The sequence below is a fragment of the Amycolatopsis alba DSM 44262 genome, assembly GCF_000384215.1.
Classification (GTDB): Bacteria; Actinomycetota; Actinomycetes; order Mycobacteriales; family Pseudonocardiaceae; genus Amycolatopsis; species Amycolatopsis alba.
Genome location: NZ_KB913032.1, coordinates 1,359,458 through 1,380,261, shown reverse-complemented (window position 1 = coordinate 1,380,261; position 20,804 = coordinate 1,359,458). Strand labels below are relative to the sequence as shown.

Here is a 20,804-nt window from a genome sequence, read left to right as displayed (position 1 = left end):
CCTCCTTGAGGGACTCTGAGTCCCTCAAGGAGTCCTTCACGGACTTCAAGCAAGGCGTAGGCCCCCGCAACTGCGCTCAAGACACGTGAAGGCCCCCTTCACTCGGCTGAACCGAGGGAAGGAGGCCTTCGCGTACCCCCACACCTGTGGAACGTTCTGCTTTTGGCGGTCTGGTCTGCCCCCTCGGCAGGCCAGACCGCCGGTGCGCCGCGCCGCGGGTGGCGAACTTTCGGCTGCACAAGACAGGAGACGGCCGGGACTGCCCAGATACATCAAGATCGGCGGCCATTGGAGTGACTTCAGGCCGCGAGGGGCGATCACGCAAAGCGACTGGGATACGGCGCTACGCGCGGGTGAGCCTGTTCGCCAGGGTCGACATCGTGTAGGTCCCGATGCCCATGACGACTTCGAGGGCGTTCCGCTCGGTGAATCCGTGCCCGAAGAAGGTCCGCAGGGTCTCGTCATCGACGCCGCCGGCGGTCTCGAGCACCGCAAGGGTGAACTGCCGGACGGCTTCCAAGCGTGAATCGGGCACGGGCTCCTGCGAGCGAAGCGCCGCGATGACGTCGTCGTCCGCGTGAAGGGCCTTCAGCTTGCCGGTGTGCATCTCGACACAGACCTCGCAGCCGTTGCGCGTGGCCACGGTCATCACGATCGTTTCCCTGGCGAGCGGTTCGAGCGTGGTCTTCTCAAAGCTCGCGCTGAGCTTCAGGAACCCGTCGAGCAGTTCCGGCGACGACGCCAGCCGGGCGACGGCGGTGGGGAGGTGGCCCAGATGCCGGATCGTCGCTTCCATGGAGCGGCGTGCGGCTTCGGGCGCGGTTTCGAGGGTGTGATCGGTGAACAAGACAGCCCCTTAAGATGGTCAACGTGGTTGACGAAAAGGTAAACCAGGTTGTCGAACAAGGCAAGCGAGTTCCCGACGCGCCAGGGTTCGAGTTGCCGCTCCTGCTGTTCGCGGGCTTCCGTTCGATCATCGACCGGCTGCACGCCGAGCTGGCCGAGCAGGGGCATCCCGACGTCCGCCCGGCGTACGGCTTCGCGCTGCAGGCGATCGGCCTCGGCGGCGCGACGGCGAGCGAGATCGGGCGGCGGCTCGGGGTCAGCAAGCAGGCGGCGGGCAAGACCGTCGACAGGCTGGAGCAGCTCGGCTACGTCGAGCGCGCCGACGACCCGGCCGACGCGCGACGCAAGGTCGTGCGGCTCACCGGCCGCGGGATCGACTCACTCCGCCGGTCCGCGGCGATCTTCGACGAGCTGCGCAAGGACTGGGTCGGCGCGCTGGGCGCGGACAGGGTCCGCGCGCTCGAAAACGACCTTCGCGTGATGGCGCCATCGGACGGCTTCCGTCTCGACGTCGTGGGCTGGTTCGGAGCCTAGGCGCAACCAGGGTTCGGCGCGTCCTCGGACAGCGGGCTTCCGTGTGGCAGCACGTAAAGCACCTCCAGCACCACCGGCGTCGTCCCGAGGTTCCGTCCGATGTGGACGGTGTCGCTCGGCTCGGTGAAGACATCGCCCTTCCGGTACAGGCCATCGAGCCCGCAGTCGGCCGAGTTGTGCGTCAGCGTGCCGTTCTTGACGTACGCGTACAGCTTCCCGTCGTGGTAGTGCCAGCCGGTGTACCCGCCGGGCTGGATGACGACCTCGCGCAGCACGTAGTCGGTGTCCCCGACCGTCTTCTGCTTGAAGATCGTCCCGGTCACCCCGGAACCAGGGGTCGCCTCGGCCGTCGCGGGGACGGCGAGCGCGAGAGCGAGCGTGGCGAGCAGTGTGGTCACGGACCGCGGGCGCATCCGGAAACCGTACCGCGATTCAGGGTTCCCGAAGCGTCCGTCGCAGCATCTTCCCGCTCTCCGTGCGCGGCAGCCGCTCCCGGAAATCGAACCGGCGCGGTGTCTTGAACCCGGCGAGCTCCGCCCGGCAATGCTCTTCGAGCCGCTTCGCCAGCTCGGAGTCCCAGGCGATCCCTTCGACCGGTTGCACGACGGCGACGACCCGTTGTCCCCACTCGGGATCCGGCTCCCCGATCACCGCGACATCGGCGACGTCGGGATGGCTCAGCAGCCGCGCTTCGACCTCGGCCGGGTAGATGTTCACGCCGCCGGAAAGGATGAGATCCGTCCGGCGGTCGCACAGGAAGACCCGGCTCGCGGTGTCGAGGTAGCCGACGTCCCCGACGGTGACGAACTCGCCGGAGCGCGCCGCGGCCGTCTTGTCCGGATCGTCGTGGTAGTCGAATTTCGTGTGCGCGGAACTGAAGTAGAGCGTCCCGGTCTCGTCGGCAGGGAGTTCCCGGCCGTCGTCGTCGAGGACCTTGACCCGCACGCCGTCCAGCGGCTCGCCGACGGTGCCCGGCTCGGCGAGCCAGTCACGCGCGTGCACCGCCGTGATCAGGCCCTCGGAGGCGCCGTAGTACTCGTGGACCACCGGCCCGAGCCAGGCGAGCATCCGGTCCTTGACCTCCCGCGGGCACGGCGCGGCGCCGTGGATCACCGAGACCAGGCTCGACAGGTCGTGGCGCGCGCGGACGTCCTCGGGCAGCCGCAGCATGCGGTGGAACATCGTCGGCACCAGATGCGTGCTCGTCACACGGTGCTTTTCGGTGAGCCGCAACGTTTCCTCGGCGTCGAACCGGTCCATCAGCACGAGCGTGTAACCGAGATGCAGGATCGCGGTCGAGAACATGCCGGGCGCCGCGTGGTAGAGCGGGCAGGCGACGAGGTGCACGCCGTGCCCCGGCAGGACGTCCAGCCGTTCGAGGACGTGCGCGTGGATCGGGTGCAGCGCCGGCGGACGTCCGGACAGTGCGCGCCGGACGCCTTTGGGTCGTCCCGTGGTCCCGGAGGTGTAGAGCATCGTCTGCCCGGCGGTCCGGTGCGCCGGCGTGGTGGTGGGCAGGTCCGTGCCCCAGGACGGGTAGTCCGCCCAACCCGGCGTCTCGCCGCGCGAAAACCGGTGCAGGCCTTGCAGTTCCGCGGTGCAAGTGGCCGCGATGTCCGCGTCCGCGACGGCCACCTTGGCGCCGCTGTTGGCCGCGATGTAGGCGATCTCGCCCGGTGAGGACCGGTGGTTGACCGGGGTGAAGTACATCCCCGCCTGCAGGGTCGCCAGCAGCAGTTCGTAGTAGGTGAGTCCATTGTGGATGATCGCGACGACGCCGTCGCCTTCGTCGAGGCCGAGCGCCCGCAAGGCGTGGGTCAGCTGATTCGCGCGCGCCGACAGCTCGCCGAAGGTGGTCGCTCGCCCGTCGACGTCGATCACCGCGACGCGGCCGGGGTCCTGGGCGGCGATCTCGTAGAACGTACTCATTCCATCACCTGTTCGGGGCGTCGCAGGGTTTCCAGATGCCGCCGGAGCACCGCTCGCATCAGCTCCGGCGAGGTTCGGCCCGTCGCCCACGCGAGGCCGTCCAGTAGCGCGGCCAGCCGCTCGGTCTCGACGGCCAGGTCGAGGTCGTCGAGCAGGCCGCCCGCCTCGTTCGCGCCGTCGAGCACCCGCCGGACCAGGGCGCGGACCCCCTCGTACATGCGGGCGGCCTCCTCGGCGAGGTCCGTGCGGTTCTTCGCCGCGGACGAGAACGCCAGCCAGACGTCGGTTTCGGCGCGGGTCTGCTCGGTGAGCGGGAGCAGTTCGCTGAGCAGCGCTTCGGTGATCTTCTGCCGCCGCGAGCGCGGTGTCGCGGGGTCGAGCAGGTCGGGGAGGTGACTCAGCAGTCTCGCTTCGAGCCGGTCGCCGAGCGCGCGCATGGCGAACACGATCAGCTCGTCGTGGCCATTGAAGTAGTGCCGCACCGAACCGATCGCGAGACCGGCCTCCTCGGCAACGCTCCTGAGCGACGCCTGCGCGAGACCGTCTCGCTGGATCACGCGGAAGACGGCCTCGGCTATCTCCAGGCGGCGGGCGCCGGGGTCGACGATCTTGGGCATGTTGCCTTTATAGCACGCTCTTGCTAACTTATTTGGCATAGTCATGCTACAAAGGGGGAGTTCATGAGGACCTGGTTGCTGATCGCGCTGGTGGTCGCCGTGGTGATCGCGATCGTCGTGCGCAGGCTGCGCGGCGAACCGCTGGTCGCCCGCGAGGTGTTCGGCGCGCCGGTGATCCTGCTCGGGATCGGCGTCTACGGCCTGACCAAGCTGGAGACCTTCACCTTCACGGACGGCCTCTGGCTCGTGCTGGGCTCCGCGGTCGGCTGCGGGCTGGGAGCGGTACGCGCCATCACCACGAAGCTGTTCGAGCGCGACGGCGTGCTTTGGCTGCGCTACACCGGCTGGACGTTCGGCGTCTGGGTGCTGTCACTGGCGGTGAACTTCGGGATCGGTTTCCTGGCCACGACGGCCGGGGCGCATTCCGACGCGAGGCCGGTGACGCTGTCGATCGGCGTCAGCCTGCTGGGCGAGGCGTTGGTGATCGGCAAGCGCGCGAAGACGACGGGGCTGCCGTACGCCCCGCCGTCCGATTCGCTGCTTTCCCGCCGTTAAGCCAGCTTCCCGACCTCGCTGGCGAGGAGGGCGATGTCGTCTTCGGTGTTGAAGTAGTGCACCGAAGAACGGACCATCGAAGGCAGCCCGCGCGCGGCGAAGTCGAACTGGGCGGACGTCGCTTCCACGACACTGACGTTGATCTTCGCCGCCGCCAGGCGCTGCTTCACTTCCGGCGAGGGCGTTTTCGCCACGCTGAACGTGACGATCCCGCACTGCCGCGCCCCCTGGTCGTGCACCTGGACGCCGGAGACCTCGCGGAGCGCGTCGCGCAGTTTCGCCGCGAGCGAGGTGACGCGGGCTTCGATGGCGGGCATGCCCCATTCGAGGGCGTAGTCGATCGCCGCGCCGAGGCCGTGCACGGCGGCGTGATCGCGTTCCCAGACCTCGAACATCTTCGCCGTCGAATCGACTTCGTAGCTCTCCGGTGCTGTCCACGACGCCGAATGGAGGTCGAGCATCGCGGGCTCCACGCGCTCGCGCAGCCGCGGGTGCGCGTAGAGGAATCCGGTGCCACGCGGCCCGCGCAGGTACTTGCGGCCGGTCACGCTGAGCGCGTCGCAGTTCAGGCGCGCGACGTCGAGGTCGATCTGGCCGGCGCTCTGGCACGCGTCCAGCAGGAACGGGATCCCGGCCTCCCTCGCGACCGCGCCGATCTCCTCGGCGGGGTTCACCAGTCCGCCCTGGGTCGGCACGTGGGAGACGGCGATCAGCTTGACGTCGCCGTCGACGCGGCGTTTCAGGTCCTCGACGTTCAGTTGCCCGGACTCGTCGTTCTCGACCACTTCGACGACGGCGCCGGTGCGTTTCGCGATCTGCAAGAAGGAGATGACGTTGCTCGCGTACTCGGACTTCGCGGTCAGGATCCGGTCTCCCGCCGCGAACGGCAGCGCGTAGAAGATCGCCTGCCAGGACCGGGTCGCGTTGTCGGTCAGTGCGATGTCGCCGGGTTCGGCGCCGACGAGCCGCGCGGCCGAGGCGTAGACGCCGTCCATCCGCTCCGCGGTCGCCGCGGCTTGCTCGTATCCGCCGATCAGGGCTTCTTCGCGCAGGTAGCCGACGACGGTGTCGGTCACCCTCGAAGGCGGCAGCGACGATCCGGCGTTGTTGAGGTGGACCACTTCCGCGCAGCCCGGCGTCTCGGCACGAGCGCGGTTTACATCGAAGTCCGTCATGCCTAACTGAATACAGTATGGCTGAAGTGCATGCAATACTGTCCGGATGACGAGGAACCTGCTGCGGCGTGACCTCGCGGAGGAGATCACCGCCCGCGTGCTCGACGGCCGGATCGCCGCGGACAGCCGGATCAACGAGGTGCACCTCGCCCGCGAGCTGGGCGTCAGCCGGACACCGTTGCGCGAGGCGCTGATCGGGCTGGCCGATCGCGGCCTGCTCGTCTCGGCGCCCGGTCGCGGTTTCCTCGTGCCGCCGTTCGATCCCGATGAGGCCCGGCAGCTGTACCCGCTCGTCGCGGAGCTGGAGTCGCTCGCGTTGCGCTGGAGCTCGCCGCAGGACCTCGCCGGGCTCACCGGCGGCCTGGACCGGATCACCGCCGAGATGGCCGCGGAGCTCGATCGACAGGGCGATCTGTCCACTTTGGACGACCGCTGGCACGCGCTGCTGGTCTCGCGCTGCACGAATCCGCATCTGCTGCGCCTGATCGAGCAGACGAAGCCGCTGTTGAAGCGCTATGACGCCCGGTATTTCGGTGGCATCGAACGCTCTCGGGAGAGTATCGATGAACACCTCCGGATCGCCGAGGCGATCCGCGTCTCCGATCTCGCGACGGCCGTGGAGCTGCTCGTGCGGAACTGGGTGAAAACGTTGGCATATCTGGACGACATGGGGTGACACGATGTTCGTGACGGCACATCTGAGCGACAACCATCTCGACGGCGGGGAACGCGCCGACGAACGCACCGAGCGGGTCATGCGGTATCTAGCGGGCTTGGTGACGCCGGTCGACGCGATCCTGGTGACCGGCGACATCGCCGACCACGGCACGATCGAGGAGTACCGGCGCGCGGCCGAGCTGTTCAAGACCGACGTCCCGCTCTTCACCTGCCCCGGCAACCACGACAAGCGCGGCCCGTTCCGCGAAGGGCTGCTCGGCCAGTCGCCGAACGACGGCCCGGTCAACGTGGCGCACGCCGTCGGCGACGTCACGTTCGTGATGGCCGATTCGAGCATCCCCGGCAAGCCGGACGGGCACTTCGACGACGAGACCATGGCCTGGCTGGACGGTGTTCTCGCCGACGGCGACGGCCCCGCCTTCATCGCCTTCCACCACCCGCCGGTCGCGCTCGGCCTGCCGTTGGTGGACGCGATGCGCCAGTACGGCGAAGACAGGCTGGCCGAGGTCCTCGCCCGCCACCCGCGAGTGGTGGCCCTGCTCTGCGGGCACGTCCACGCCGCGGCGTCGACGACGTTCGCCGGCGTGCCGCTGCGGTCGGCTCCCTCGGTCGGGTCGAGCATCCTGCTCCCGTGGGAGGAGAACGGTCTCCGGCCGTGGGGAGAAGGCGGGCCGATCGACTACGACCTGCCGCCGTCGCTGCTGTTCCACGTGCTGCACGACGACGGCAGGCTGACCACCCACCAGCGGGTGGTCCCGGACTAAGCCGAGAACACCGGCAGCGTGATCCGGGACGGGTGCGCGGGGTCGTGGAAGATCTCGAACCGCGCGGGTTTCCCGTCCACCGCGCTGTGAACCGGTTCCCCGGTGCCGTGGTTGCGGGCGAAGCGCGGGAACGCGCCGCCCGCGACCTGCAGCCGCAGCCGGTGCCCGCGCCGGAACCGGTACGCGGTCGGGTCGAGCCGGATCTCGGCCGCGACCACACCGTCCACATCGGATCCTGGGTTGCCGGGGCGCAGCCGGAGGACGCCGTCGGTGACGTTGCGGGACACTCCGCGACCGTCCACATCGCACAGCCGGACGAAGACGTCGCCGTGCCCGAGGTCGGTCCGCACGTGCACCAGCGCGGAGATCTCGCCGATCACGTCGAGGTCCCGCTTCAGCACGTCACCGGTGAAGAGCAGCACGTCCCGGCGCTCCTCGACGTCCTTGTTGTCCTGTTGTTTCTGCACACCCGACAGCAGGGGACCGCCGACGGTCGGCGTCGGATCCGCCGGGTCGAAGGTGAACGTGCCGGGTTTCGACTCGACGGGCTCGTCGGCGGAAAGCCCGCCCGGACGCAGGAAATACGGGGTGGCGGCGGACTCCGGCGGCCAGCTTTCGAAGTCCAGCCACCGCCCCGTTCCTTGGAGGTACAGGCGTACGGGTGCCTGCCGCAGCGGCGCGCGATCGCCGAGCAGATGAGCGGAAAGGAAGCCGATCTGGTCGGTGATCAGCGTTTTCAGGCTGGCGGGCTCGCCATGCGCCCACGGTCCGATGGTGATCCGCGGTTCGCGTCCGGCCGCCGCGAGTTCCTTGAAGTCGCGCAGCTGGGCGGCGATGAACAGGTCGTACCAGCCGGTCACCATGGACACCGGCGTGGTCAGCCCGGCGACTTCGGCGCTGTGATCCGACGGCGCCCAGAAGTCGTCGCCCGGTTCGGCGTGCCCGGAGACGTCCTGCAGGAACCGCACCTGCTTGCCGATGGCCGCGACGTCCGCGCCGGAAACCGGCAGATGCGCCATGGCCTGGCGGGTCTTCTTCGTCTGCCAGGGGTTCGGCAGCCCGGCGAACCGGCCTTCCTGACGGCCGATCAGCGCCGACCACGAGACCATGTTGTCGACCGCGAGGATCCCGCCGGGATAGAAGGTCGAGACGAACTCCGAAGCGGTGACGCCGAGGCAGATCGCTTCGAGCGGCTCGTCGAGGTACGGCGCGACGGCCCATTGCGTGTGGCCGAGGTAGCTCGCGCCCGCCATCGCGACCCGGCCGTCGCACCACGGCTGCTCGCGCAGCCAGGCGACGGTGGCGAGGCCGTCCTCCTTCTCCAGGTGGAACGGCCGGAACTCGCCGCCGGAGCCGAAGGTCCCGCGAGTGCTCTGGAGGACCACCTGCAGTCCGTGCCGCGCGAAAGTCTCACCGAAGATCTTGCCCATCACGCCCTTGCGGCCGTACGGCGTGCGGATCAGCACCACCGGCCGCGGCTCGTCGCCGGGGACGGCGTAGCGGTCCGCCAGCAGCCGGACGCCGTCGGGCATCGGGACGGGGATCGCCTTGGTCACCGAGGGAGCGGGCCCCTCGGCCGGTGGCAGGCCGAGGTATCGGTCGAGAAGTCGGTCGAGCACGCCTTGGCCGCCTTTCGTGCGGATGATCACCTTCCACTTACGACGGTACTCGCGTGGGACCCCGCCCGCCTGAAATGAAAGCGTCCTTCATCGCGAGTTTCGCGATGAAGGACGCCTTCGTGGCGCGGGGCGGACCGCCCGGTACCGCCCCGCGGGTCTCAGGAAAGCCGCGCGAGTGTCTCCGGCTTCAGCAGCTTCGCCAGCTCCTCGGCGGGAAGAAGGCCCTTCTCGACGACGAGTTCCGCCACGCCACGCCCGGTTTCGAGCGCTTCCTTGGCGATCTCGGTCGCCGCCGCGTAGCCGATGCTCGGGTTCAGCGCGGTCACCAGCCCGATCGAGTTCTCGACGTAACCCCGCATCACGTCGGCGTTCGCGGTGATCCCGGAGACGCACCGCTCCGCCAGCACCACACAGGCCGACCGCAGATGCGTGATGCTCTCCGAAAGCGAGTGCAGGATCAGCGGTTCGAACGCGTTGAGCTGCAGCTGGCCCGCCTCGGCCGCCATCGTGACGGCGACGTCGTTGCCGATGACCTCGAACGCGACCTGGTTGACCACCTCGGGGATCACCGGGTTGATCTTGCCGGGCATGATCGACGACCCCGCTTGCACCGGCGGCAGGTTGATCTCGTTGAGTCCCGCGCGCGGACCGGACGAAAGCAGCCGCAGATCGTTGCAGCTCTTGGAGAGTTTCACCGCGATCCGCTTGAGCACACCGGAAAGGTGCACGAACGCGCCGCAGTCCTGCGTCGCCTCGACGAGGTCCGCGGCGGACACGACGGGCAGCCCGGTGATCTCGCGCAGGTGCGCGACGGCGGCTTCGGCGTATCCGGGCGCGGCGTTGAGGCCGGTGCCGATCGCGGTCGCGCCGAGGTTGATTTCGTGCAGCAGCGTCACCGCTTCGGTGAGCCGCAGCCGGTCTTCGCCGAGCATGACCGCGTAGGTGCCGAACTCCTGCCCCAGCGTCATCGGGACGGCGTCCTGCAACTGCGTGCGGCCCATCTTCAGCAGGGCGTGGAACTCGACGGCCTTGGCCGCGAAAGCCTGCTCCAGCACGACCATCGCCTCGGCCAGCTCCCGGACGGCGATGATCGTGGCGACGTTGACCGCGGTCGGGTACGCGTCGTTGGTCGACTGCCCGAGGTTCACGTGCTCGTTCGGGTGCACGCGGGCGTAGTCGCCCTTCTCGTGCCCGAGCAGTTCGAGCGCGCGGTTCGCGATCACCTCGTTGGCGTTCATGTTCGTCGACGTGCCCGCGCCGCCCTGGATGACGTCGACGACGAACTCCTCGTGCAGCGCGCCGTCCCGGATCTCGCCGCATGCCCGGCGGATCGCGTCGGCGACGTCCGGTTCCAGCAGGCCGAGGTCGGCGTTGGCGCGGGCGGCCGCCTCCTTGACCGAGGCGAGCGCCTCGATCAGATGCGGGTACGCGGAGATCGCGGTGCCGGTGATGGGGAAGTTCTCCCTGGCACGGGCGGTGTGCACACCCCAGTAGGCGTCGGCCGGGACTTCCTTGTCTCCCAGCAGATCGTGTTCCACGCGGTGCATCGAAGGCTCCTCAGGCGGCAAGGTGGTGTCCGGCGAGCGCGCCCGTCACGCGCAAACCGGGGAACGGCTCCAGTACGTCTTGCTCGACGCCGCACAGCGCGAGCGCGGCGGCGAGCACCGGCTTCCGCGCGCGGTCGCCGCCGTCGGCGATCTTGATCGCGATCGCCGTCCCGTCCGGCAGGGCGGCGACCTGGACGGCTTCGAAACCGTCCTTGGCGATCAGGCCGGGCACCGCGCGCATCAGCGCGGTGACGTCGCGACGCGTACCGGCGACCAGCTCCGGATGCTTCCGGATCCCTTCGGCCACAAGACCCTCCGGGGTTCCGGACGCCGCCGCGGCGATCTTCCCGACAGCCGTGGCGAGTCCGCGCAGCGAGACCGCGAACAGGGGAGCGCCACAGCCGTCGACGGCGACCTTCGGGATCCGCTGCCCGGTCAGGTCCTCGACGCAGTCCGCGATCGCGCGCTGCAACGGGTGTCCCGGATCCAGGTAGTCCTTTGTGGACCAGCCGTGCAGGCGGCAGGTCGCGAGCATCGCCGCGTGCTTGCCGGAACAGTTGTGCGCCAGCCTCGAAGCCTTCCGCCCCGACGCGATCCAGGCGTCGCGCTCGACAGGGTCGAACGGCAGGTCTTCCGGCGTCCGCAGGTCTTCCTCGGTGAGCCCGGCGCCGTCGAGGGTGTTGAGCACCTCGGCGAGATGGATCTCCTCGCCGGAGTGGCTGGCCGCGCCGACGGCGAATCCGGCAGGGCTCAGCTCGACGCCGAGCCGCGCCATCGCCGTGGCCTGCAAGGGTTTCGCCGCCGAACGCGGATAGAAGGCCGCCTCGATGTCACCGGCGGAGAACAGCACCCGGCCTTCCGGGGCGAGCACCACGGCCGAACCGTGGTGCACCCCCTCGACCATTCCGTCGCGGAGGAGGTGCACCAGCGGTTCGTGGGCGGGCACGCGGATCTCGGGGATCACAGCTTCGTCTTTTCGAAGACGTCCATGTTGATCCGCTTGCGGACCCCGAACCAGCCGCCGACCAGCGCGAGCGCGATGACGGGCAGGCAGTACAGGGTGATCCGGCCGACCTCGTCGAAGCCCATCAGCACCACGACGGCGACGAGGAAGACCAGCGTCGCGATCTCGGTGTAGGGGGAGAACGGCAGGCGGTACGACGGACGTTCCACCTCGCCGAGCTTGGCCTTGCGCACGAACAGCAGATGCGAAAGCACGATGATCGCCCAGGTGCCCAGGATGCCGACGGCGGCGAAGTTCAGCACGATCTCGAAGGCCTGGCTCGGCACGACGGCGTTCAGGCCGACACCGATCACGCAGACCGCGGAGGTGAGCAGGATCCCGCCGTAGGGCACGTGGTTCTTGTTCATCACGCCGGTGAACTTCGGCGCCGACCCGGCCAGCGACATCGACCGCAGGATGCGCCCGGTGGAGTAGAGCCCCGAGTTCAGGCTGGACAGCGCCGCGGTCAGCACCACCAGGTTCATCACGTTGCCCGCCTGCGGCACCCCGACGTGCGAGAGCACGGTGACGAACGGGCTCTCGCTCTTCGAGTAGGAGCTCCACGGCATCAGCATCGCCAGCAGGACCACCGAACCGACGTAGAAGATCCCGATCCGCCACATGATCGAGTTGATCGCCTTCGGCATGATCTTGCGCGGGTTCTCCGTCTCGCCGGCGGCGACGCCGACCAGCTCGACCGAGGCGTAGGCGAACACGACTCCCTGGACGATCAGCACCATCGGCAGCACCCCGGCCGGGAAGATCCCGCCGTGGTCGGACAGCAGCGAGAAGCCGGGGACCTGGCCGTCGATCGGCTGCTGCGTGACCAGCAGGAAGATCCCGATCCCCATGAAGGTCACCAGCGCGGCGACCTTGATGATGGCGAACCAGAACTCCATCTCGCCGAACAGCTTCACCGAGACCATGTTCAGCGCCAGCACCACCGCTAGCGCGATGAGCGCCAGCACCCACTGCGGGATCGGCGTGAAGAAGGACCAGAAATGCGCGTACAGCGCGATCGCGGTGATGTCCGCGATACCGGTCGTCGACCAGTTCAGGAAGTGCATCCAGCCCGCGACGAACGCGCCCTTCTCACCCATGAATTCGCGGGCGTAGGAGACGAAGGCGCCGGAGGAGGGGCGGTACAGGATGAGTTCGCCGAGCGAGCGCACCACGAAGAACGCGAAGAGGCCGCAGACCGCGTACACGATCGCCAGCGCCGGGCCCGCCTGCGCGAGCCGTCCGCCCGCGCCGAGAAACAGGCCGGTGCCGATGGCGCCGCCGATCGCGATCATGTTGACGTGGCGGGGCTTCAGCGCCTTGTCGTAGCCGGCGTCACCGGCGTCGGCCGGCACCGGTGCGGATTTGCCGTCCGCGCTGAGGGTCTGTTCGGTCACGGTGTCAGCCGTCCTTGTTCTGGTGCGTCGTGTGGCCGGGCCGCACGATGGTGGTCAGCGCGTTCTCGACGTGCTCGAGATGAGAGGTCATCGCCGCGATGGCGTCCGCCTCGGATCCGGAGGCGATGGCGGTGACGATCTCACGGTGCTCGGTGTTCGAGCGGGTCCGACGGTCCCCCAATTGGTTGAGAAAGGAGGACTGCCGGGCGAGTGCGTCCCGGATCTCTTCGATGACCTTGCCGAACACCGGGTTGCCCGAGGCCTGGGCGATGGTGATGTGGAACAGTGAGTCCAGCGCCACCCAGGCGGTGTTGTCGGTTTCGAGGTCCATGCGCTCGACGAGGTGGCCGAGCAGGTCGAGGTCGTCGGTGCTGCGGCGCACGGCCGCGTAGCCGGCGACGGGGATCTCGACGTGGCGCCGGACCTCGAACAGGTCACGGGCCGAGTAGGTCCCGAAGGTGGGGTTCTCGACCGGCCCGGTGGCGGTCACGAAGGTCCCTTTGCCCGTTTTGGACACGGTGAGCCCGAGCGCCTGCAGTCCCCGCAACGCTTCGCGGACGACCGAACGGCTGACCTCGAACTCCTTGCCGAGCGCGGATTCCGACGGCAGCTTGTGGCCGACGGGGTACTCGCCGCGCTCGATGGCACCGCGGAGGTGGGCCAGAACGGCCTCCATCGCGCTGATGCGTCGTGGACCACCGTGTCCGGCTGTCTGGCTGTCAGACAGGTTCATGAGACGAGATCGTGCGGTCGGTCCAACGCTTTGTCAAGCAATCAGCCGAGGGCCACGATCCACGCTGCGAGGTCCGCGTCGACGCGGTATCCACACGGGAATTCGAACCCGTGCTGGGCGTTTTCGCAGGCGCGGAGTTCCGTGCTGACACCGGATTTCCACGCCGAGGTGGCCAGGGTCACAACGCTGTCATGCTGCGTCCGTGAAGTCCGTGAAGGCCTCCTTGAGGGACTCTGAGTCCCTCAAGGAGGCCTTCACGGACCGGACCCGCGAACGTCACACGCGCTTGAGCGCGATCACCGGGAACGGCCTGCTGGTCTTCGACTGGTGTTCGGCCAGCCGCGGAAACGTCTTCGCTTGTTTCGCGAACAGGCGGTCCCTCGCTGCTCCGGTGACTTCGCTCGCGTGCGCGGGGAAGGCCTCTCCATCCGCTTCGACGTCGACGGACGGCTCCGCGACCAGGTTGCGATACCAGTCCGGATGGCCGGGAGCGCCCCCGTTCGCGGCGAACACGACATAGCGGTCGTCGTCGGCCAGGAACAGCATCGGCGTCACATGCCGCCGTCCGGTGCGGGCGCCGGTGGTGGTGAGCAGCAACGTCGGGAGACCGTCGCCGTGGCGGCCGTTCGCGCGGAACTCCGCGATCACGCGTTCGTTCATGGCCTGCAGGTCGATCATCAACTCTCCGGGCGGTTCGGTGATCTTGGCGGCTGGTCAGTCTGCCCATCCGCGCCCAGGTCGGCAAGCACTTTCGGATCATGGCTGCTCACGACGCCGAAACTGTCGGTGCCCCTGGCGATACTGATCCCGTGTCCCCCGTCAGCCGCGGCCGCAAGCCCGCCAAAAGACCCAAGCACCAGCGCTCCCACCGGACGCGTCCGCCCTTGGACGTGACCAGGGTGGAGCGCTGGCCGAAGCTGCTCCACGGACCGATCGAGCTGTCGGACTGTGTGGCCCAAGGACAGGTGGATCAGGACCTCGTGGTCCTGGCCGCCACGCTGACCGCCGGTAAACGCTCGGTCGGTGTCGAGGTGGTGCTCAACGATCGCGAGGTCGACGTGATCGAGCTCCACCCCGACCCCGCGGACGCCCTGGCTGTGCTTCGCCGCGGCTTCGAGGTGACAGAGGCACCGCTGACCCCCGAGGAGTTCCGGAGCCAGGTCGAAGCCGCGCTGATCGCCAGGGCGGATCGCGACGCCTGGCTTCGGGAGAAGGTCCCCAAGCTCCGGGAACTGGGCACCGATCCGAGGCCCGATCTGCCCGAGCGCGCGGCCCAGCTGCGCCGATGGCTCGGTCTTCCCGCCTACGAACCGGTGCCCCGCCTGCCGTCGGCCGATCAGCTGCCACTGGTCCTGCCCTCGCCCGTGCCGGTCACCGGACTCCGGGTGGCGGTCGCCCTGTCCGAGCCGGACGACGCGATCTGGCGACGGCTCGAAGTCCGCTCCGACGTCACCCTCGCCGGACTGCACCGGATCCTCGCGGCCGCGTTCGACCGCGACGAGCGGCAGTATCACCGGTTCGAGACCGCGTACGGCGGTTTCAGTGCCGATGCCCAGAGCTGTGAGGGTGACCGCCTGGACGACGAAGTGACACTCGGCCAGGTCGTCGCCTCGCCCGGCCACCGGCTCGTGTACGAGGCCGAGGGCTGGGCGCACTGGATCCGCGTCGAGCGCCTGGTCACCCTGCCCGGAGCGCCGAGCTGCCTCGACGGCGAACGCGCCGCGCCCCCGGCGGAATGCGAAGACCAGAGCAGCTACGAGATGTTGCTGTACGCACTGCGCGATCCGGACGGTGAAGAGAACGAGGCACTGCTCGAAGAGCTCGGCGGCCACGGGTTCGATCCGGAGTGGTTCGACAAGGAGGTGGTCGACGAGCGGCTGGCCCGGCTGAGCTGACCCCGTTCGGGCGTACCCGCGTCCGTGCCGCGCGCCTAGTTGTTCCGAACCGATCGCGAGAGCAGACTGCCCTCTGTCGGCGCGTCAGCCCCCTCGGGCGCCGAGATCACTCGGCGCATAAGGTGGGAGGACCGGCCCGCGTCAAGCAGCCAGGGATCCGTCTGCCTAGGGGAGGTTTTCGCTGGTGTCGAACGATTCCTTCGTCCACCTGCATGTGCACACCGAGTACTCGATGCTCGACGGTGCGGCGAAGATCGCCCCCTTGTTCAAGGAGGCGGCGCGCCTGGGCATGCCCGCGGTCGGCATGACCGACCACGGCAACATGTACGGCGCGGACGAGTTCTACCAGCAGGCGGTCAAGCACGAGCTCAAGCCGATCATCGGCATCGAGGCCTACATCGCGCCGGAGAGCCGGTTCCACAAGAAGCCGGTCTTCTGGGGACAGGCCAACCAGCGTGGCTCGGACGAGTTCGGTGAAGGCGGTGACGTCTCCGGTAGCGGTTCCTACACCCACATGACGATGCTCGCCGAGAACTCCACCGGCCTGCGCAACCTCTTCAAGCTCTCCTCGCTCGCGAGCATGCAGGGCTACTACCGCAAGCCCCGGATGGACCGCGAGCTGATCGCGGAGAACCACCACGGCATCATCGCGACCACCGGCTGCCCATCCGGCGAGGTGCAGACCCGGCTGCGGCTGGGGCAGCGCACCGAAGCGATCCAGGCCGCGTCGGACTACAAGGACATCTTCGGCGGGGACAACTTCTTCCTCGAACTGATGGACCACGGCCTGCCGATCGAGCGGTCGGTCCGTGAGGGCCTGCTCGAGATCGGCAAGCTGCTCGATCTCCGGCCGCTGGCCACCAACGACTCGCACTACGTCACCAAGGACCAGGCCGACACCCACTCCGCGCTGCTGTGCGTGCAGGCGGGCAAGACGCTGAACGACCCGAACCGGTTCAAGTTCGACGGTGACGGTTACTACCTGAAGTCGGCCGCCGACATGCGGGAGTACTGGGACAAGGAGGTCCCCGGCGCCGCCGACTCGACGCTGCTGATCGCCGAGCGCGTCGAGTCCTACAAGGACGTCTACACGCACAAGGACCGGCTGCCGTTCTTCGAGGTCCCCGACGGCTACGACCAGGGCACCTGGCTGCGGGAGGAGGTCGCGCGCGGCCTCAAGTGGCGTTACCCGGAAGGCGTCCCGGACGAGTACTACAACGAGCGCATCGAGATCGAGCTCGACGTCATCATCGGGAAGGGCTTCCCCGCCTACTTCCTCATCGTCGCCGACCTCATCAACTACGCCCGCAAGGTCGGCATCCGGGTCGGCCCCGGCCGTGGTTCCGCCGCCGGTTCGCTGGTCGCGTACGTGCTCGGTATCACCAACCTGGACCCGATCCCGCAGAAGCTGCTGTTCGAGCGGTTCCTGAACCCCGAGCGCGTCTCCATGCCCGATATCGACATCGACTTCGACGACCGCCGCCGCGGCGAAATGATCCGCTACGCCACCGACAAGTACGGCGTCGACAAGGTCGCGCAGGTCATCACCTTCGGCACCATTAAGACCAAGGCGGCCATCAAGGACTCCGCCCGCGTCCACTTCGGGCAGCCTGGGTACGCGATCGCGGACCGGATCTCGAAGGCGCTGCCGCCGCCGATCATGGCGAAGGACATCCCGCTGTCGGGCATCGTCGACTCGAAGCACGAGCGCTACGGCGAGGCCGCCGAGGTCCGCGCGCTCGTCGAGACCGACGAAGAGTGCAAGACGATCTTCGAGACCGCTCGCGGTCTCGAAGGGCTGATCCGCAACGCCGGTGTCCACGCCTGCGCGGTCATCATGTCCTGCGACCCGCTGACCGACGCCATCCCGCTGTGGCAGCGTGACGACGGCTCGATCATCACCGGCTGGGACTACCCGTCGTGCGAGAACATCGGCCTGCTGAAGATGGACTTCCTGGGCCTGCGGAACCTCACCGTCATCGGTGACGCGATCGACAACATCAAGACCAACCGCGGGGTCGACATCGACCTCGACACCCTCGGCGTCGAAGACCCGGAGACGTACAAGCTGCTCTCCCGCGGTGACACGCTCGGCGTGTTCCAGCTGGACGGCGGGCCCATGCGTGACCTGCTGCGCCGCATGCAGCCGACCGTGTTCGACGACATCGTGGCGGTGGGCGCGCTGTACCGCCCCGGCCCGATGGGCATGAACGCGCACAACGACTACGCCGACCGCAAAAACAACCGGCAAAAGGTCAAACCGATCCACCCCGAGCTCGAAGAGCCCCTGAAGGAGATCCTGGCCGACACCTACGGCCTGATCGTCTATCAGGAGCAGATCATGCACATCGGCCAGAAGGTGGCCGGGTACTCGATGGGCCGCGCGGACGTGCTCCGCCGCGCCATGGGCAAGAAGAAGGCGGAAGTCCTCGAGAAGGAGTTCGTCGGCTTCGAAGAGGGCATGAAGTCGAGCGACCTGCTCGAAGGCGGTTTCTCCTCCGAGTCGATCAAGGCGCTCTGGGACACGATCCTCCCGTTCGCCGGCTACGCGTTCAACAAGAGCCACGCGGCCGCGTACGGCCTGATCTCCTACTGGACCGCGTACCTGAAGGCGAACTTCACGCCGGAGTACATGGCCGCGCTGCTCACCTCGGTCGGTGACAACAAGGACAAGTCCGCGGTCTACCTCTCGGAATGCCGCCGCCTCGGGATCAAGGTGCTCCCGCCGGACGTCAACGAGTCGGCGCTGAGGTTCGCGGCCGTCGGGGAGGACATCCGCTTCGGCATGGGCGCCGTCCGCAACGTCGGCGCGAACGTCGTCGAGTCGATCATCAAGACCCGCGCGGAGAAGGGGAAGTACTCCTCCTTCACCGACTTCCTCGACAAGTCCGAACTGGTGGCCTGCAACAAGCGGGTCATCGAATCGCTGATCAAGGCGGGCGGGTTCGACTCGCTCGGCAACTCCCGGCTTTCGATGATCCAGGTGCACGAGGACGCGGTCGAGGCCGTGGTCCCGCTCAAGCGCCAGGAGGCGATGGGCCAGTTCGACCTCTTCGGTTTCGGCGGGGACGACGACGCGGAAGCCGCCGTGTCCTCTTCGCCGCTCGCGCACCTGAAGTTCGGCGAAGAGGAGTATCCGCGCAAGCAGCTCCTCGCCTACGAACGGGAGATGCTCGGCCTGTACGTCTCGGCGCACCCGCTGGACGGCGCCGAGCGCATCCTGCGCAAACACGCGCCGAGGCCGATCGCCGCGATCATCGCCGACCCGCCCAAGGAAGGCGAGCTGATCATCTCCGGGCTGATCACCTCGCTGGAACGCCGGGTCAACAAGAAGGGCGAGCCCTGGGCGATCTGCACCGTCGAGGACATGGACGCCTCGCTGGAGGTCCTGTACTTCCCGAAGTCGTACGCGATGTTCTCCGCCGACCTCATCGAGGACAACGCGGTCCTGGTCAAGGGCCGGGTGAACTGGCGCGAGGACAAGATGTCCATCTTCGGCGGCGGGCTCGTACCGCTCGACCTGTCCGAGGTCGGCAACGGCGACGACGACCTGCCCCTCGTCTTGCTGGCCGCGGCGGAGAAGATCGACCAGTCGGTGGTCAGCGAACTGAAACAGACACTGCTGGCGCACAAGGGCGAAACCCCGGTGCACCTCAAACTGGTCGGCAAGAACCAGACCGTCTTCGCGCTCTACGACTACCCGGTCAAGGTGACGTCGATGCTGATCGGTGAGCTCAAGGGCATCCCCGGAATCGCCGCCAGCACCTGATGAGCACCTACGAACCCGATCCACGGCGCTGGAAGGCGCTCGCCGTCTCCCTCGCCGCCGGGTTCATGGGGCTGCTCGACGTCAGCATCGTCAACACGGCGCTGCCCTCGATCCAGAAGGATCTCGGCGCGTCGAGCGGCGGGATCCAGTGGGTCGTTTCCGGCTACGCGCTGGCCTTCGGGCTGGTGCTGGTGACCGGCGGCAGGCTCGGCGACGCGCTCGGCCGCCGCCGCATGTTCCTGTTCGCGCTCGCCGCGTTCGTGCTGACCAGCGCGTTCGCCGGCGCGGCGCAGGACGAGACGATGCTGGTCGTCGCACGGCTTCTGCAGGGTGTCGCCTCGGGCATGATGACGCCGCAGAACAGCGGCATGATCCAGGACCTGTTCCGCGGCGCGGAACGAGGCCGCGCGTTCGGCATGTTCGGTGCCACCGTCGGGATCTCGACCGCCGTCGGGCCGGTGCTCGGCGGCGTGATCCTCGCCGTCTTCGGTGACCCGGAAGGCTGGCGCTGGGTCTTCTACGTGAACGTGCCCATCGGGATCCTGGCGTTCGCCCTGGCCTTGAGATGGCTTCCGAAGGCGGAGAGACCGGCGAAGGGCCTTCGAGGTGAGATCGACTTCGTCGGCATCATGCTGCTGGGGGTCGCCGTCCTCGGTGTCCTGCTCCCGCTGATCGAATCCGAGCAGGGCGGGCTCAGCGGGCTGTGGTGGCTGTTCGTCGTCGCGGTGCTCTTCGGCTTCGCGTTCGTGCGCTGGGAACGTTCGATGGTGCGGCGCGGCCGTCCGCCGCTGCTGGACACGCGTCTGTTCACCGGCACTCCCGGCTACGCGACGGGCGCGGCCGTCGGCGCGCTGTACTTCAGCGGGTTCACCGGCATGTGGCTGGTCTTCGCGATCTTCTTCCAGCAGGGCCTCGGCTACACGCCACTGCAGTCCGGACTCGCCGTCACCTCCTTCGCCCTCGGCTCGGCCGTGTCGGCGGCGATCGCGGGACGGCTGGTGGCGAAGTGGGGCCGCAGGCTCACCGTCACCGGTCTGGTCATGGTGATCACCGGGATGGTCACGGTCGCCGTTCTCGCCGGTCAGGACCCCGGCGACGCGGCGGGCTGGTGGTTCGCCCTGCCGTTGCTCGTCGCCGGTGTCGGCGGCGGCATGGTCATCTCGCCCAACACCACGCTGACCCTGGAATGCGTCCCGACGTCGATGGCGGGGGTCGCCGGCGGTGCGTTGCAGACCGGGCAGCGGATCGGCACCGCGATCGGCACGGTCGTGCTGGCCTCGGTCTTCCACGCGGTACTCGGCGCGAACGGCGGCTACCCGTCCGCGCTGACCGCGGCGATGCTGTGCGCCGCCGTCCTGACGAGCTCGGCGCTCTCACTCGCCGTGATCGAGCTCCGGGCGCGCCGAAAACGGCGTTCGCTCACTGAGCGGGAGGAAGCCGACCGGGCTGCCGCCGACAGTCAACGCGGCTGAGTCGTCCGCGCGCATCGGCGACTACGTTCGGCAAGACTCGATGCTCCATCCGAGTGACTGAGGCTGTCATCCTCTGGTGCTACTCAGAGCAACCGGGTAGACCTTACGGAGCCTTCACTGCTGTGTCATGGCTACCGACAGTGGTATTTCTGTCGATCGATCGGGGATGGATCGATCGGCGAAGCGATCGTGGCGAGTCCGGAGTTCTCAGGAATGGACACCCACGGTCACGAACCGGTGGACAGCCGTCGGCGTCCGCGGGGGACCGTTC

Annotated in this window: 19 protein-coding genes; 7 read left to right on the top strand and 12 right to left on the bottom strand. The window is 68.3% G+C overall.

The genetic code is table 11. From position 1 onward, the window contains the following. Nucleotides 1–343 precede the first annotated feature (343 nt). A complete protein-coding gene (locus tag AMYAL_RS0106310; protein WP_020630467.1) occupies nucleotides 344–847 on the bottom strand; it encodes a carboxymuconolactone decarboxylase family protein in 504 nt (167 codons plus the stop codon). Nucleotides 848–861: 14 nt separating this feature from the next. Here AMYAL_RS0106310 and AMYAL_RS0106305 point away from each other — a divergent pair, with 14 nt between their 5' ends. Continuing rightward, nucleotides 862–1,380: a MarR family winged helix-turn-helix transcriptional regulator gene (locus tag AMYAL_RS0106305; RefSeq protein WP_020630466.1), complete on the top strand. Its 519-nt coding sequence runs from the start codon at nucleotides 862–864 to the stop codon at nucleotides 1,378–1,380. Here AMYAL_RS0106305 and AMYAL_RS0106300 read toward each other — a convergent pair. The 3 genes from AMYAL_RS0106300 to AMYAL_RS0106290 are packed head-to-tail and all read right to left on the bottom strand — an operon-like array spanning nucleotide 1,377 to nucleotide 3,926. Continuing rightward, nucleotides 1,377–1,793 (bottom strand): cupin domain-containing protein, encoded by a 417-nt coding sequence (locus tag AMYAL_RS0106300; RefSeq protein WP_020630465.1) that lies wholly within the window; start codon nucleotides 1,791–1,793, stop codon nucleotides 1,377–1,379. The genes AMYAL_RS0106305 and AMYAL_RS0106300 overlap by 4 nt on opposite strands. 19 nt (nucleotides 1,794–1,812) lie before the next feature. After that, nucleotides 1,813–3,309, bottom strand: a complete 1,497-nt coding sequence (locus AMYAL_RS0106295; RefSeq protein ID WP_020630464.1) for an AMP-binding protein — start codon at nucleotides 3,307–3,309, stop codon at nucleotides 1,813–1,815. Next, nucleotides 3,306–3,926 carry a TetR/AcrR family transcriptional regulator gene (locus tag AMYAL_RS0106290; protein ID WP_020630463.1) on the bottom strand — a complete coding sequence of 207 codons (621 nt, stop codon included), beginning with the start codon at nucleotides 3,924–3,926 and terminating at the stop codon, nucleotides 3,306–3,308. The genes AMYAL_RS0106295 and AMYAL_RS0106290 overlap by 4 nt, the downstream gene beginning before the upstream one ends. 63 nt (nucleotides 3,927–3,989) lie before the next feature. On the opposite strand from AMYAL_RS0106290, the gene AMYAL_RS0106285 reads away from it, so the two are divergent. Beyond that, the gene (locus AMYAL_RS0106285; RefSeq protein ID WP_020630462.1) at nucleotides 3,990–4,481 is read left to right on the top strand and encodes a hypothetical protein; all 492 of its coding nucleotides are present in this window, start codon (nucleotides 3,990–3,992) and stop codon (nucleotides 4,479–4,481) included. On the opposite strand, the gene AMYAL_RS0106280 is transcribed toward AMYAL_RS0106285, so the two are convergent. Continuing rightward, nucleotides 4,478–5,656 carry an aminotransferase class V-fold PLP-dependent enzyme gene (locus tag AMYAL_RS0106280; RefSeq protein ID WP_026466793.1) on the bottom strand — a complete coding sequence of 393 codons (1,179 nt, stop codon included), beginning with the start codon at nucleotides 5,654–5,656 and terminating at the stop codon, nucleotides 4,478–4,480. The genes AMYAL_RS0106285 and AMYAL_RS0106280 overlap by 4 nt on opposite strands. Nucleotides 5,657–5,702: 46 nt before the next feature. On the opposite strand from AMYAL_RS0106280, the gene AMYAL_RS0106275 reads away from it, so the two are divergent. Together AMYAL_RS0106275 and AMYAL_RS0106270 are read left to right on the top strand one after the other, a co-directional pair. After that, nucleotides 5,703–6,332: a GntR family transcriptional regulator gene (locus tag AMYAL_RS0106275; protein ID WP_020630460.1), complete on the top strand. Its 630-nt coding sequence runs from the start codon at nucleotides 5,703–5,705 to the stop codon at nucleotides 6,330–6,332. 4 nt (nucleotides 6,333–6,336) lie between these two features. After that, entirely contained in the window at nucleotides 6,337–7,098 is a 762-nt protein-coding gene (locus AMYAL_RS0106270) for a metallophosphoesterase (protein WP_020630459.1), read from the top strand. Here AMYAL_RS0106270 and AMYAL_RS0106265 read toward each other — a convergent pair. From AMYAL_RS0106265 to AMYAL_RS0106235, 7 genes are all read right to left on the bottom strand, one after another. Further along, nucleotides 7,095–8,717, bottom strand: a complete 1,623-nt coding sequence (locus tag AMYAL_RS0106265) for a CocE/NonD family hydrolase (RefSeq protein WP_026466792.1) — start codon at nucleotides 8,715–8,717, stop codon at nucleotides 7,095–7,097. The genes AMYAL_RS0106270 and AMYAL_RS0106265 overlap by 4 nt on opposite strands. Nucleotides 8,718–8,875: 158 nt before the next feature. Beyond that, nucleotides 8,876–10,264: an aspartate ammonia-lyase gene (gene aspA / locus AMYAL_RS0106260; RefSeq protein WP_020630457.1), complete on the bottom strand. Its 1,389-nt coding sequence runs from the start codon at nucleotides 10,262–10,264 to the stop codon at nucleotides 8,876–8,878. A 10-nt stretch (nucleotides 10,265–10,274) separates the two neighbouring features. Further along, the gene (locus AMYAL_RS0106255) at nucleotides 10,275–11,228 is read right to left on the bottom strand and encodes an asparaginase (protein WP_020630456.1); all 954 of its coding nucleotides are present in this window, start codon (nucleotides 11,226–11,228) and stop codon (nucleotides 10,275–10,277) included. Then, complete coding sequence (locus AMYAL_RS0106250) at nucleotides 11,225–12,664, bottom strand: amino acid permease (RefSeq protein WP_020630455.1); 1,440 nt, start codon at nucleotides 12,662–12,664, stop codon at nucleotides 11,225–11,227. Before AMYAL_RS0106250 ends, AMYAL_RS0106255 begins: the two co-directional genes overlap by 4 nt. Before the next feature lie 4 nt (nucleotides 12,665–12,668). Further along, nucleotides 12,669–13,340 carry a FadR/GntR family transcriptional regulator gene (locus tag AMYAL_RS0106245; protein WP_020630454.1) on the bottom strand — a complete coding sequence of 224 codons (672 nt, stop codon included), beginning with the start codon at nucleotides 13,338–13,340 and terminating at the stop codon, nucleotides 12,669–12,671. Nucleotides 13,341–13,438: 98 nt separating this feature from the next. Next, nucleotides 13,439–13,579, bottom strand: a complete 141-nt coding sequence (locus AMYAL_RS49840; protein ID WP_020630453.1) for a hypothetical protein — start codon at nucleotides 13,577–13,579, stop codon at nucleotides 13,439–13,441. A gap of 94 nt (nucleotides 13,580–13,673) precedes the next feature. After that, nucleotides 13,674–14,075 carry a nitroreductase/quinone reductase family protein gene (locus tag AMYAL_RS0106235; RefSeq protein ID WP_020630452.1) on the bottom strand — a complete coding sequence of 134 codons (402 nt, stop codon included), beginning with the start codon at nucleotides 14,073–14,075 and terminating at the stop codon, nucleotides 13,674–13,676. A gap of 131 nt (nucleotides 14,076–14,206) precedes the next feature. Here AMYAL_RS0106235 and AMYAL_RS0106230 point away from each other — a divergent pair, with 131 nt between their 5' ends. The 3 genes from AMYAL_RS0106230 (at nucleotide 14,207) to AMYAL_RS0106220 (ending at nucleotide 20,533) form a co-directional block, all read left to right on the top strand. Beyond that, nucleotides 14,207–15,292, top strand: a complete 1,086-nt coding sequence (locus tag AMYAL_RS0106230; RefSeq protein WP_245192810.1) for a plasmid pRiA4b ORF-3 family protein — start codon at nucleotides 14,207–14,209, stop codon at nucleotides 15,290–15,292. A gap of 184 nt (nucleotides 15,293–15,476) precedes the next feature. Beyond that, nucleotides 15,477–19,061 (top strand): DNA polymerase III subunit alpha, encoded by a 3,585-nt coding sequence (gene dnaE / locus AMYAL_RS0106225; RefSeq protein WP_020630450.1) that lies wholly within the window; start codon nucleotides 15,477–15,479, stop codon nucleotides 19,059–19,061. Beyond that, on the top strand, nucleotides 19,061–20,533 hold the full coding sequence (locus AMYAL_RS0106220) for an MFS transporter (RefSeq protein WP_020630449.1): 1,473 nt from the start codon (nucleotides 19,061–19,063) through the stop codon (nucleotides 20,531–20,533). Before dnaE ends, AMYAL_RS0106220 begins: the two co-directional genes overlap by 1 nt. The last annotated feature ends 271 nt before the right edge of the window (nucleotides 20,534–20,804 follow it).